The organism is Dyadobacter sp. LHD-138, assembly GCF_030929615.1.
Classification (GTDB): Bacteria; Bacteroidota; Bacteroidia; order Cytophagales; family Spirosomataceae; genus Dyadobacter.
Genome location: NZ_JAVFVU010000030.1, coordinates 24,530 through 38,697 on the forward strand (window position 1 = coordinate 24,530; position 14,168 = coordinate 38,697).

General features: G+C 43.7%; 13 protein-coding genes. All 13 read left to right on the forward strand.

Annotation, left to right across the window (positions count from 1 at the left end; genetic code table 11):
• Positions 1-512 precede the first annotated feature (512 nt).
• Positions 513-1,277 (forward strand): DUF1080 domain-containing protein, encoded by a 765-nt coding sequence (locus RB622_RS20880; RefSeq protein ID WP_308048598.1) that lies wholly within the window; start codon positions 513-515, stop codon positions 1,275-1,277.
• A gap of 66 nt (positions 1,278-1,343) precedes the next feature.
• Positions 1,344-2,195, forward strand: a complete 852-nt coding sequence (locus RB622_RS20885; protein ID WP_308048599.1) for a sugar phosphate isomerase/epimerase family protein — start codon at positions 1,344-1,346, stop codon at positions 2,193-2,195.
• A gap of 134 nt (positions 2,196-2,329) precedes the next feature.
• Positions 2,330-3,157, forward strand: coding sequence for a TIM barrel protein (locus RB622_RS20890; protein WP_308048600.1), 828 nt, complete (start codon positions 2,330-2,332; stop codon positions 3,155-3,157).
• Between the two features lie 23 nt (positions 3,158-3,180).
• Entirely contained in the window at positions 3,181-3,999 is an 819-nt protein-coding gene (locus RB622_RS20895) for an alpha/beta hydrolase (RefSeq protein ID WP_308048601.1), read from the forward strand.
• A gap of 85 nt (positions 4,000-4,084) precedes the next feature.
• Positions 4,085-5,161, forward strand: coding sequence for an aldose 1-epimerase family protein (locus tag RB622_RS20900; RefSeq protein WP_308048602.1), 1,077 nt, complete (start codon positions 4,085-4,087; stop codon positions 5,159-5,161).
• A gap of 24 nt (positions 5,162-5,185) precedes the next feature.
• Entirely contained in the window at positions 5,186-6,403 is a 1,218-nt protein-coding gene (locus RB622_RS20905) for a hypothetical protein (protein WP_308048603.1), read from the forward strand.
• A gap of 147 nt (positions 6,404-6,550) precedes the next feature.
• Positions 6,551-7,585: a TIM barrel protein gene (locus RB622_RS20910; protein WP_308048604.1), complete on the forward strand. Its 1,035-nt coding sequence runs from the start codon at positions 6,551-6,553 to the stop codon at positions 7,583-7,585.
• A 73-nt stretch (positions 7,586-7,658) separates the two neighbouring features.
• Positions 7,659-8,822 (forward strand): Gfo/Idh/MocA family oxidoreductase, encoded by a 1,164-nt coding sequence (locus RB622_RS20915; RefSeq protein ID WP_308048606.1) that lies wholly within the window; start codon positions 7,659-7,661, stop codon positions 8,820-8,822.
• Positions 8,823-9,018: 196 nt separating this feature from the next.
• Entirely contained in the window at positions 9,019-9,471 is a 453-nt protein-coding gene (tnpA, locus tag RB622_RS20920; protein ID WP_308048607.1) for an IS200/IS605 family transposase, read from the forward strand.
• Between the two features lie 102 nt (positions 9,472-9,573).
• The gene (locus RB622_RS20925; RefSeq protein WP_308048608.1) at positions 9,574-11,067 is read left to right on the forward strand and encodes a sugar ABC transporter ATP-binding protein; all 1,494 of its coding nucleotides are present in this window, start codon (positions 9,574-9,576) and stop codon (positions 11,065-11,067) included.
• 65 nt (positions 11,068-11,132) lie between these two features.
• Entirely contained in the window at positions 11,133-12,086 is a 954-nt protein-coding gene (locus RB622_RS20930; protein WP_308048609.1) for an ABC transporter permease, read from the forward strand.
• 57 nt (positions 12,087-12,143) lie between these two features.
• Positions 12,144-13,088, forward strand: coding sequence for a sugar ABC transporter substrate-binding protein (locus RB622_RS20935; protein ID WP_308048610.1), 945 nt, complete (start codon positions 12,144-12,146; stop codon positions 13,086-13,088).
• A gap of 464 nt (positions 13,089-13,552) precedes the next feature.
• On the forward strand, positions 13,553-14,125 hold the full coding sequence (locus RB622_RS20940; protein WP_308048611.1) for a DUF4136 domain-containing protein: 573 nt from the start codon (positions 13,553-13,555) through the stop codon (positions 14,123-14,125).
• The last annotated feature ends 43 nt before the right edge of the window (positions 14,126-14,168 follow it).

A 14,168-nucleotide genomic window follows, 5' to 3' on the forward strand; every position in this document is an offset into this window, starting at 1 on the left:
TTGAGGAGTGAAAGTGTAATAAATTCTATTTAAAGCTACTTTTCTCAATTAGAAACTCAGCGTGTCTGTGATATCTGTATTTATTTTGAAAATCAAAAAAATACAATTATTGTGTTTTTGATCATATCGGATAGACAGCGGATCAAATACTTTATAAGTAACTTATAGAAACAAAATTACCTGTTCCTTTTTACGAGCGGGAGTTACCCGGTGATTGGCTTTCGTTGTTTTTATTTGAACAGATTTGTGACCATTTGCCAATGCTTAAAAGTATATTCATGGATTGTAAAGGGAAAGTTACTTTTATTTAACCCTGAAAAAACGTGAATTCCAGCTTTAAATCGGGATAAGCAGGTTAGTACAGGATAGTACGCTCGATAATTTTAGGAATTTTTGGATATTATTTTCTTCTTTTTAAAGAGTATTGAAATAGAAATACCCTTTATAGAGTTGGAAAGAGTAAGGGTATTTAATCATTCAGAAGTCTAAAAACGTATAAAATGCTGTTTAAAATGAGTTCCAAATTGAATATCGCCGCAGTAGGGGCAATCCTCGTGATTACTCTAATTTCCATCCAGAATTCCTGCCTGGCGCAAAAGAAAGAAAAAGGGTTCGTACAAATTTTTGATGGTAAGAGTTTAAAAGGATGGGAAGGTGATACTAAATACTGGCGCGTTGAAAACGGTAATCTGGTCGGTGAAATCACACCGGAAACCCTTTTGAAAACAAATTCATTCATTATCTGGCAAGGTGGACAACCGGGAGATTTTGAATTAAAAGGCTCATTTAAAATTACGGAAAAAGGTAATTCCGGTATCAATTACCGCAGTGAACAACTAACGGACATTCCTAACGCATTGCGCGGATATCAGGCAGATATCGACGGCGCGAACCGCTATACTGGTCAAAATTATGAAGAAAGAAAGAGAACGACACTTGCTTACCGTGGTGAGATCGTGACGGTAAACGATCCTACGGACAAATCACCTGAGGCTTTCAAAGCGAATCTTAAAAATAACGCGTGGCTGGGCAGAACGGTAAGCGGTTCATTGGGGACCTCTGATGAATTGAAAACCAAAATAAAAGGCGAGGAGTGGAATGAATTTCATCTGGTTGTAAAAGGGAATCGTCTTCAGCACTATATCAATGGTGTATTAATGAGCGATGTTACCGACAAGGATACAGTAAACGGGAAATTAAAAGGACTTTTAGGTGTGCAGGTTCATGTAGGACCGCCAATGAAAGTTGAATATAAAAACATTCGTATCAAACAATAATTGTTTTGATTGAAACGATCCGCGGTTACAAAATCGCGGATCGTTCATTGCCAATAACTATAAATTATGAATAAAATAGGATTTAATGTGCTTGCCTGGACGGCAGCGGTGTCGGATGATTTATTTCCAACAATTGACAGATTAAAGAAGATTGGGTATGACGGCGTAGAATTTTATCTGGGTTCTCAGGACCTGACCGCATATAAAAGAATGGGTGATTATACCCGTAATCTGGGTCTGGAAACGACAGCGGTGATGACGATGGGCAAGGATGATAATCCTGTTAGTGAATCATCCGAAGTGCGTGGCAAAGCCCTGGACAAGATCAAATGGGGGGTGGATCGTGCGCATGATCTGAATGCTAAAATTATCTGCGGACCATTCCATTCGGCACACACGGTTTTTGTGAACCGTCCGGCGCTAGATAGGGAGTATGCGTTGGCTGGGGAAGTTCTTCACGCGGCAGCGGAATATGCAGCGCAAGCGAATATTGTTTTTGCACTGGAAGCGTTGAATCGTTTTGAATGTTACCTGTGCAATACGATGGAGCAACTGCTGAAACTTGTCAAAGCGGCTGGCCACCCGAACGTCAGGGCGATGTTCGATACGCATCATTCCAATATTGAAGAAAAAAGTTATGCTTCCGCGCTGGATACCATTGCGCCGGCTTTGGCACATGTTCACATCAGCGAAAACGATAGGGGGACGCCTGGTGAAGGTCAGGTTTTATGGGATAACGCGTTTTCCTCCCTTGCGAAAATAAATTATAAAGGCTGGCTAACCATCGAAGCATTCTCGAGGAATGATCCTGATTTCGCAAATGCAATAGGCGTGTGGCGGGAATTCTCTGACCCATGGGACATCGCGGAAAAAGGCTATGCATTCATCAAAGAAATGAGCCAGAAACACAATCTGTAAAATCCAAAAAGAAACAGTCCAACGGACTTAATATCTTAACCCAGGGCAACGCCCTGGGACTCGGGGATTCCGAATCCATGATCATCCATAGGCTAATAGCCCACAGCTAGAAGCTAATATTCAACCGTTAAATAATGTCACAAAAGCTTCCATTTCGTTTCGGTTCAGAAGTATATACCTGGTTTATGAGTAACAGTGGACAAACCCATCAGGGCCGTCTGGGACATATGATCGAGGTGATTGCCAAAGCAGGTTTTTCAGGAATTCAGCCCATTTTTACCTGGATGGGTGATTTGATCGATCCGACGCTACTTGAGGCAAAATTAAAGGAACAGGGAATTGAATTGGCCGCATTGGCCCTTGCCCTCGACTGGAATGAAGCCGAAGAAACGGAACGCGAAAGAGAAGTAGCTGACCATGCGATCCGTGTTTTGCAGCGATTTCCCGGTGCGATTTTAAACACGGTTCAAATACCAACGGGTCGCCATAATCTTGCTGAACGTCAGCAAAACCTGATCAATATTGTAAACAGGGTTTCCGCCAGAGCAGCCGAAAAAGGTGTTCCGTGCAGTTATCATCCCAATTCGCCCCATTCGTCCATTATCCGTACCGAAGAGGATTACCGCATTGTACTGGAATCGCTTGATTCCAAAGTGACAGGCTGGACTCCGGATGTTGGCCATATCATCAACGGAGGGATGGATCCTTTGGCAAAAATGAAGGAATACCAGTCATTGATTAACCACGTACACTTCAAAGACTGGAACGGAGACCCGGAATTTGCTTTGATGGGGAAAGGGAAAGTTGATCTGCTGGGTGTTACGCAATGGCTTAAAGATGTTAACTACAAGGGCTGGATCATTTGTGAGGATGAAGGAGAAGAAGCATTGGAGGATCCGGATTTTGTAACATTACACGACGGAAAGTGGATTCAACAAGAATTAATTCCGGGTTTAAAATAGCGGTCCGCCGCGCGGTTTAAAATATGCCAACGATCAAAACCAACGGAATACAGCTGCATTATGAAGAGCGTGGTTCGGGGAATTCGCCGGATGACACGCCTTTATTGCTAATTATGGGTATAACCGCACCGGGATCGGTGTGGAATGTTCACCTGGCCGACTGGCAGTTTCATTTCAGATGCATTGTTGGGGATAACCGTGGCGTAGGATTATCAGATAAGCCTTCGGGACCTTATTCTAGCGAGGAAATGGCGGATGACTATGCGGGTCTGCTGGATGCCATTCAGGTTGAAAAAGTACGTGTGGTAGGCTGCTCCATGGGCAGCACCATTGCGCAGCAGCTCGCAATCCGTCATCCGGACAAGGTGCAGTCCCTCGTACTGATGTGTCCTTGGGCACGCTGCGACAATTACGCCAAAGGATTATTTCAGCATATTATGAATGCCAAGGCCCGGTTCAGGCCGGAGGAATTTAGTTTGTATATCCAGCTGTTGATCTTTTCACAATCGAGCTGGGATAATGACGAAAAACATGCAGAGCTTGAAACAGGACGTAAACAGGATGGTGCAAATCCATTTCCGCAGCCCCTTCACGGGCTCGAAGGGCAGGCTGCAGCGTGCATCAATCACAATGCATTAGCGGATCTTGGGAAAATTGACAAACCAACGCTGGTGATTGGCGGAAGGCAGGATATTTTCACGCCGGTATGGATGGCTGAAGAAGTTGCCAATGGTATTCCGGGCGCTGAACTTTTCCTGTATGAAAATCTGGGACACGCATTTCATTTCGAAGACACAGCAGATTTTAATCCAAGAGTTCGCAATTGGTTGTTGGCTCATTAGAGCCATTTTAATATAAAAAACGGGTCGTACAAGGCTTGTTACAGCCTTTTTTTACTGAGATAATATTTTTAATTAATAAAAGAACATGAAGGAAAGTGTGGCAATAAATCAGGACTGGAAAGACAAAGTATCCAATCATGCTCAAATTGGCGGCATCGAAACTTCGGTTCTTGACAATGGGGCAGGGCGAGGCACCAGAATCGCCTGGATAAACACTGGATCTGGTTTACGCTTCAAGATCGTGATTGACCGAGCGATGGATATTGCTGACGCTTTTTATAATGAACATAGTCTGGCCTGGTTAAGTCATGGCGGTGTTACTTATCCGCAGCCATTTTCGGATCAGGGAATCAACTGGCTGAAAACTTTTGGAGGCGGATTGCTTACCACCTGTGGATTGTCGCATGTCGGAGGACCTGAATCTGACGAACACGGAGCGCGCGGTTTGCATGGACAAATCAGCAATATACCTGCTGAAATTGTGTCAATCATTCAGCCGGATCCGAGAAGAGGCAATCTGGAAATGAGCATCACCGGAATCATCAGGGAGACCAGGCCCTTTGGACCCAGTCTGGAATTAAAGCGTACGATTTCGGCAACGCTAGGAAAGGCTGGTATTCGTATTCATGATGAAGTAATAAACAGAGGAAATACGCCCGCACCGCATATGTTGCTGTATCATTTCAACTTTGGCTGGCCGCTGGCTGACGAAGGTGCGGATATCGTCTGGAAAGGAAACTGGTATCCACGAAATGGTGAAGAAAACGCGAAGATCTTCAAGCCGGGTAACAATTTTAAAAAATGTTTGGCTCCGTTGGAGGATCATTTAGGCGGAGGGGAAGAGGTGGTGTTGGTCGATATCGAAGCAGATATTTTCGGGCACAGTGTGTGCGGGTTATCCAATCCTAAAATCGGTATTGCCGCTTTTTTGAAATTTAAAAAAGAACAATTGCCCTGGTTTGCTAACTGGCAGCATTGGGGGAAAGGAGAATATGTGACAGGTCTGGAACCAAGCACCCATCCGCTGACGGGACAGGCCAAAGCCAGAGAAGATGGCTCGCTGATATTTATTGAGCCGGGTGAAAGCAAGATTTACGAGCTGGAACTGGACATATTGCATGATGAGGAGACAATCAAGGAGTTTTTAATAGATTATAACTAAACCAATTTTTTTCAATATCAAACAATGGGACTTTCAAGTATAGCAGAAAAGGCATTAGAACAGGGAAAAGGGATATTGCGTTTGGCTCCGACATGGGTGCCAAGGTCATTTTGTGTGCCTGGTCGTAGAATAAAACTACATCCGGACGATTATTATGTTTTAGGCGGAGAGCGTGGCGGTATTGATGAACGTTGGTTGTCTTCAACTACTCCGGCAGAGAACGGTCCGCTTACGGGCGAAAATGAAGGTTTGAGCCAGATCGTTTTTGAAGATGAGTCAGGTGTTCAAAAAGTGACATTGAGAGACGCAGTAAGTGAGCTGAAAGGTGAAATTATAGGTGATAGACTTTGGGATGAATATAAAAGCTGGCCAATGTATTCCAAGTTTTTTGATAACATGGGCCCATTGCCTCACCATATCCACCACAGAGATGAACACGCTGCGATGGTCGGTCAGAACGGAAAGCCGGAAGCATACTATTTCCCCCCGCAACTCAATAACCACGGCGGGGATTTTCCATACACATTCATTGGCATAGCTCCCGGTACCTCTAAAGAACAGATAAAGGAGTGTCTGATGAACTTCACCAAGGGTGACAATAAGATTACCAACTACTCGCAGGCGTTTCGTTTGGAACCTGGAACAGGCTGGGATGTTCCTCCTGGCATGTTGCATGCGCCTGGCAGTTTGTGTACCTATGAACCTCAAAAAGCCTCTGATATTTTTGCAATGTATCAATCGCTTGTCAATGAAGCAGTTATTCCGGAAGAATTACTTTGGAAAGGAACGCCGAAAGACAGAGTCGGAGATTACGACCTGTTAATGGAAGTGATCGACTGGGATTTGAATGTAAATCCTAATTTGATGGAAAAGCACTTCATGCGCCCTAAACCGGTAAAAGATGTTGAAGAGATGGCGGCAGAAGGATATAGTGAAAACTGGATTTGCTATAAAAACGAGGCTTACAGTGCCAAGGAGCTTACCGTTTTGCCAGGACAGACTGTTACCATCAAAGATGCGGCCGCATACGGACTTATCGTGATGCAGGGCCATGGCAAATTTGGTGTTTGGGACATTGAAACACCAGCACTTATCCGATACGGCCAGCTTACAAATGATGAGTTTTTTGTAAGTGAAAAAGCTGCGCAGGAAGGTGTTGTGATCAGCAATCCTTCTGCTAATGATCCGATTGTGATGTTGAAACACTTCGGTCCATTAAATCCGGATTTGATTATTGAATAATCTTTTGGCTATTAGGAATTAGCTTTTAGTTTGAGGTATCAGACCAACTTGCTTATTGTCAGCCGTAAAGTTTGAAATATTTATTATTTTTTTTTGAATCAACTGTGAGTCAGTAGATTACAGTGAATCGCTAAAATTTACTAAACCATGCCAGAAAATAATTATCCCAAGCTCCACAATGCCACATGGCCCGGTATTGTCGGTAAAGGTTCTGATTCGGAACCTGTCATTTCTTTTGATACGATGCTTGAAAAAACTGCCGCTGCTGAGGTAAACGGCGTGAAATTCGATGGTATCGATATCGGTCTTTTTGATCCTCATATCGATTTGGATATGAGTGATGATGGTATTAAAAAGTTGGTTGATAAAGTTGGCGGACTTAATCTTGAAATAGGTAGTCTGGTGGCTCCTATCTGGGGTGGCCCGGCAATGGGTAGTAAAGAGGAACGCGACGAATTTGTAAAACAGGTCGAGAAAGCAGCCATTTTTGGTCAGAAACTTAGAAATCTGGGTATTCGTCCAAACGGGATTATTCGTATCGACTCTGCAAGCAAGCCGGAGGCATGGGCTCTTGATCCTGTAAATAATACCAAACTGATCGCAGAAACTTTCAGAAGAGCTTGTGATGTAGCCGCGGAATACGGTGAAAAACTTGCTGCCGAAGGTGAAATTTGCTGGGGCGGTATGCAGAGCTGGAAAACAATGATCGATACGTTGGAAGCAGTGGATCGTCCGAATATTGGTTTTCAGGCTGATATGTCCCATACTTTCCTGTATCTGTTGGGATATAACCGTCCGGAGGATCGTGTTTTGCCTGTTGATTTTGAATGGAGCGATCGTGCTGCATTGGAAGCGGGTTTGAAAAAGATGACGAGTGCTTTGCGTCCATGGACCATTGATTTCCACGTGGCTCAGAACGATGGTACGGTTCACGGAACGGGTTCCCATGATAAAACGGGCCGTCACTGTCTGGCAACGGATCCGAATGGAAAACTGGATATTACGCATGATGCAGGCTATTGGCTGCGGAATGAAAATGGCGAGCTTACCAAGGCTTTCCGTCATATCTGCTGGGACGGATGTATGTTCCCGAATTCGGTGATGACGGATCAGAAAACCTGGAATGATATTCTTGCGGCGTTGGTACGTGTACGCCAGGCGCACGGTTGGTACGAGGCATAAAAAGATACCAGAGCAGGTTTTAGCTGCTGAAAGTATCGGGGTAACATTTGAACGAATAACGTATTTTAACATTATGGCAAATAAAAAGGAACTAAGAATTGGATTGATCGGTACCGGATTAATGGGACGTACGCACTCCAATGGATATAACAGAATTGATAACTTTTTCCCTGAACTGGAATACAGACCTGTGCTGAAAGCGGTTTGTTCGCGTAATGCGAAGAAGGTTCAGGAGTTTGCGGATCAGTGGGGGTATGAATCCGTTGAGACAGACTGGCGGGCTTTAATCGCACGGGATGATATCGATGCAGTGGATATTTGTACCCCAAATGACACGCATGCAGAAATTGCGATTGCTGCTGCGGCGGCTGGCAAAATGATTTTGTGTGAAAAACCATTGGCAAGAACTTTGGCAGAAGCCCAGACCATGGTGGATGCTATTGAAAAGGCTGGAGTGAAAAACACGGTTTGGTATAACTATCGTCGTGTGCCTGCGGTGACACTTGCCAAACAAATCGTTGATTCAGGGAAATTAGGCCGTATTTTCCATTACCGTGCGAATTTCCTTCAGGACTGGACGATCAATCCGGATGTGCCGCAGGGTGGCGCAGCTACTTGGCGCTTGGATGCTGAGGCCGCCGGTTCCGGTGTAACGGGCGATCTGCTCGCGCATTGTATTGATACGGCGATGTGGATTAATGGTGGAATTAAGGATGTATCAGCCGTAACGGAGACTTTTATTAAGGAGCGGGTACATCAGGAGAGTGGTCAGGTGCAGAAAGTGGGTATTGATGATGCCTGCATTTTTCATTGCCACTTTGACAATGGTTCACTAGGGCTATTTGAGTCGACGCGTTATGCACGTGGGCACAAGGCGCTTTATACTTTTGAGATCAATGGTGAACATGCGTCCATTCGCTGGGATTTGCATGATTTGAACCGTCTCGAATTCTTTGATCATTCGGATGAATCAATCGTTCGCGGATGGAGGTCTATTCTGGTAACGGATAGTGATCAGCCATACATGAAAAGATGGTGGATTCCGGGAACGAGTATCGGTTATGAGCATTCGTTTATACATCAGGTAGCTGATTTCTTTGAAAGTCTGCAAACCGGAAAGGATTGTAGTCCGACTTTCAGAGATGCTTTGGAAACTCAGAAGGTTTGTGAGGCCGTGCTGGATTCGGCGGCTTCCAAGAGCTGGAAAGATACGGGCGTTGAATGGGCTGGGGGCTGATTTGAACTAGGAAATAGGGCGTTGCCCTATTCTAAAATATTAACCCTTTCAGGGTGTGTTTGCACCGATACCCTGAAAGGGTCAATATCTTAGGATGGGGCATCGCCCTATCACACTATCACACCGGATGTTGTTGATATTGTTAACAACCAATCCAAAAAATACCACACACTATAAGCCCCCGGGCACCAATAAAATGTCACAATCCTTATCAAAAATCTGTACACACATCGTGTTCAGCACCAAATATCGTCAGCCTTTGATCGACGAAAAAATCGAAAATGAGCTCCATCGTTATCTGGGCGGAATATGTAAAAAGTTTGAGTGCCTGCCGATTAAAGTCGGAGGTCATGTTGATCACGTTCATATTCTTTGTGTTTTATCAAGAAAGATAACGGTGATGAAATTGCTGGAAGAGGTGAAAAAAACTTCTTCGAAATGGATCAAGACGAAAGGGAATGAATACGCGAATTTCTATTGGCAGGAGGGTTACGGGATTTTTTCTGTAAATCCTTATGAACTGCAGGTGGTGATCAAATACATTGAGAACCAGAAAATGCACCACGAAAACCGGACTTTTCAGGATGAATACCGCGGGTTTCTAAAAAAATATAATGTTGAATATGATGAACGGTATGTTTGGGATTGATATCGGGAATTGTAATCGCAATCATAATCGTAATGAGCATAAGGCGGTGCCGGTGCCTTATGCTGAGATATGGCGCCCTTTCAGGGCTTGTTTTACTTTGTTATGAGTGACATTATTCTTCATATAGCGGGTCTTTCGAAATCCTATTCCGGGATTAAGGCATTGGATCATGTACAGCTTACCCTAAAAAAAGGAGAGGTTCACGCGCTGATGGGTGAAAACGGGGCCGGGAAATCGACCTTTATGAAAATATTGGTAGGTTTGGTCAAGCCTGACTCCGGTGAAATCGTTTTGGAAGGAAAACGTTTGGAGCATAACGATGTCAACGCTATTCTGAAAAAGGGGATTTCAATGATCCATCAGGAAATTCTGATTATTCCGGAACTTACGGTTGCGCAAAATATTTTTCTGGGCAGGGAAAAAGAGATCACAGGATCGAGAACGGGCTGGCTTAATGACGAGAATATCGTAGCAAAAGCGACTTCTTTGTTACAAGAAATGGGTGTTGATATCGCAGCTGATATCAGGATGAGATATCTAAGCGTTGCCCAAATGCAGATGGTAGAAATAGCCAAAGCCATTTCCAATGATGCCAAAGTGATCATTATGGATGAACCCACATCCGCTATTTCGGACAAAGAAGTTGCGACACTTTTCAGGATCATCAGAGAACTGAAAAACAAAGGTGTTGCCATCATTTATATTTCGCACAAGATGGACGAGATATTTGAGATTGCAGATACGATTACCGTGTTGCGTGATGGAAAATATATCGCCACTAAAAAGGCAGCGGAGCTTGATAATGGCAGTCTGATCGCGATGATGGTGGGTCGTGAAATTGATAAAATGTTTCCGGAGCCAGTCGCCGAAAAGGGGAAAGTCGTTCTCGGTGTTAAAAATTTAAGCAAAAAAGGTAAGTTTTCGGATATCAGTTTCGAAGTTCATGCGGGAGAAATTCTTGGAATTTCGGGATTAATGGGAGCCGGGCGAACCGAAATTGCCCAGGCCATTTATGGATTGGCACCAGCCGATAGCGGTATCGTGCAGATTAATGGTCAGGAAGTTTTTATAAAATCGCCGAGGGACGCTGTGAATTTTGGCATCGGCTATGTAAGCGAAGACCGTAAAAGTTTGGGTTTTATTCCTGAGTTATCGGTTAAGCAAAACGTGACGCTGGCCAGTTTATCTGAACATCGTCGCGGGATTTTTATCAGCAATGAAAGTGAGGATAAAGCGGCGAACAGAATAATTGCCGATCTTAAAATAAAAACGTCAGGAGGCGGTCAGAAAGTGACACATTTAAGCGGCGGAAACCAGCAAAAGGTCGTGATCGGGAAGGTATTGTTGTCATCTCCTCAGGTTATTATCCTGGATGAACCAACCCGCGGCGTTGACGTTGGTGCTAAATTCGAGATATATAAGCTGATCAGTAATCTAACCGCCAATGGTATAGCCGTTATCATGATATCGTCGGAGTTACCCGAAATCTTGGGCATGAGTGACCGGATTATGGTTTTGTCAAAAGGCATACAGACGGCAATGCTTACCCGGCAGGAAGCAACACAGGAGCTGATTATGAAATATTCAGTGCAATAGAAATGGTCGGTTTTGGCCTTTAAAATAGCAGAACATTAAGGGATACATTTTCAAAAATACTAATAGTGGAAAACAGACTTGCTACAAAATTCCGGAATGTTGGTCAATATGGCATTTTTCTGGCCTTTGCATTGATTTGTCTGGGTCTGGCGTTGAGTACACCTAAATTTTTTACGCTGTCCAATCTGATGATCATCGGAACCCAGGTTTCGATCAATGCTTTGCTGGCTTTCGGTGTTACTTTTGTGATCATTACCGGAGGTATTGACCTTTCATTGGGATCGATGGTCGCGGTTGCCGGCGTTTTGACCGCCACTTTTGCTCATCCGGATACGTATCCGGTTATCGTGCCGATTTTTGCAGGACTAGCCGGAGGACTTATTTTAGGTGCATTTAATGGATTGGTGATTACAAAGAGCAAGGTCCCTCCCTTTATTGTAACCCTGGGAACGATGACGATTGGGAGAGGACTGGCACTTATTTTGAGTAAAGGCCGGCCAATATCTAACCTTTCAGATACATTCAATTTCATTGGAGGAGGTACCATTTTTGGGATTCCGTTTCCTATTGTTATTCTTATTCTCGCTTTTATTGGCTGTTCTGTCATTTTGAACAAAACCATTTTAGGACGTTACATGTATGCCGTTGGCGGTAATGAGCCTGCCGCTCGTGCGTCGGGCATTCGGGTTAACCGAGTGAAAATGTGGGTTTATACAATCTGCGGACTGCTTTCAGCTATGGGCGGAATTTTGCTGACCTCCAGAATTACAACGGGGCAACCCAACGCCGGAGCAGGATTTGAGCTGGATGCCATTGCAGCCGCTATTATCGGCGGCACCAGCACTTCGGGTGGAACAGGCACCATGACAGGCACGTTAATAGGCGCTTTGTTGATTGGCGTGATCAGTAACAGTCTGGATTTGTTAAATGTGACATCCTATTACCAACAGGTAGTTATGGGAGCGATTATTATCGGCGCCGTGGTTTTGGATAGTATGGGGAAAGAGAAAGGTGTATAGATAATGTTTGCAATTTTTCTGAAAATATAAACAGATATTGTTGAAAATAAATCAATTATGAAACTGAATTCAATTTATGCCTTTGTACTTTTCGCCGCTGTTTTAACGAGCTGTAATCAAGCAAAAACCAACGAATCGGGAAAAGAAAGTGCGGATAAAAAACTTGTGATCGGCGCAACGATGTTGAGTATGCAAAATGAGTTTGTCGTCAATGTCAGTGATCAGATGGAGGCGAAAGCGAAAGAGCTGGGCGTAGAACTGATCACGGTAGATGCGGAAAGATCCGCTTTAAAGCAGGTTGAGCAGGTGGAAAGTTTTATCGCTCAGGGCGTAGACGCGATCGTCATGAATCCTTGTGAAGTTGAAGCAAGCTCTCCGGCGGTTAAATTAGCAATGGATGCTAAAATTCCGATTATTAATGTCAACTCGGAAACCACCGCGAAACCAACGGCTTTTGTGGGATCCGATGACACTGAGTCGGCGCGGATTGCGATGAAGTATATTGTGGAAAAACTGGGTGGAAAGGGTAATGTGATCATGATGCATGGCTACATGGGTCAGGCTGCACAGATTAAAAGAGATAAGGGAGCGAAAGAAATATTAAAAGCGAATCCGGGCCTGACGCTTCTGGCAGAGCAATCCGGGGAGTGGGACCGGGCGAAAGCGATGTCTTTGACGGAGAACTGGATCCAGTCTTTCGGCCCTAAGATCAACGCTATTTTTGCGCAAAACGATGAGATGGGACTAGGCGTCGTAAAAGCACTAGAAGCTGCCGGACTTAAAAACAAGATCATCGTGGTCAGTATCGATGCGATACCGGATGCATTACAGGCGGTAAAAAAAGGTGCATTGGATGCAACGGTGTACCAAAATGCAAAACAGCAGGGTGGTACCGCGATTGAAACAGCCGTAAAAGCGGCAAAAGGTTCAACCTTTGAAAAAGAAGTTTTAATTCCTTTCCAATTGGTTACGAAAGAGAATTTGGGTGCGTTTTTGAAATAGAGGTTAGCAGCTATTGTCCTTACAATATTCAATACAATTTTTGATTTGCGATTCGCGAATCAAAAATTGTATTGTTTTTTATAGGTCTATGCTTTCGAAGAGATCAGTTATCTGGAGGAGAGTGAAAATCATGAAAATCTGATTTTTATTTAAAACGGACGCTTGCGTCATTCCATAAAATTTAGCCCGATACCCCGATGGAAAAACGATCGGGACTCCTCCGTTTTTTGCTATTTTGACAGGTATATCGATCACGAATAGGGCGCCATCAATCCGTCACAGGACCGTTTTAAAGGGATCAGAAGCAATATTTAAAGGTTTGGGAAAGATGTAATAAATGAAATTTTTATTACTATGTATCAAATCAACATATTTTGTAGTTAAATAGATATCTGCACCTCAGGAATTAAACCTTTCTACCGAAATGGTGTCAGATATATCGTAAACTAAAATTTATCAACAGCATGAAAAGTATAATGAAAGTGACAAAATCCATTGCGATGATGGTTGTGGCGGGAATAATGATGGTTGCATGTAGCCAGGCACTTCAGACAAGTTACGACTATGATTCTTCTGTAAATCTTAAGCAGTTTAAAACTTTCAACGTAGAACCTGAACGTAATAACGAACAGGATCCCTTGCTTGGAAGTGAGCTTAACAAAAGAAGATTAAAAGATGCCGTCGTGGAAGTGATGCAGGCGAAAGGCTATAAATTGGATAACAATCCTGAAATCGTTGTTCGTTTTATGACGGATGTCAAAGATCGTCAGCAGGTACGCTCTAACAACATGTATTCGCCGTATATGTGGTGGTATGGTGGTGGAAATAATATCTCTACCTATAACTATCAGGAAAGTCGTTTTATCCTGAATATTTATCAGAGAAACAGTGACAAGATGATCTGGCAGGGATGGGCTTCGGGGAAAGTGAAAGCACCGACCAAAAAAGATGATCGGGAAACCATGGTAAAAAACACAATGGCGGATATTTTGAGAACTTTCCCTCAGGCAACTTTGGATACGTATGGTTCAAAATAAAATGTCTGATTAAAAACTAAAACAGGTCGGTAGCAATATGTTA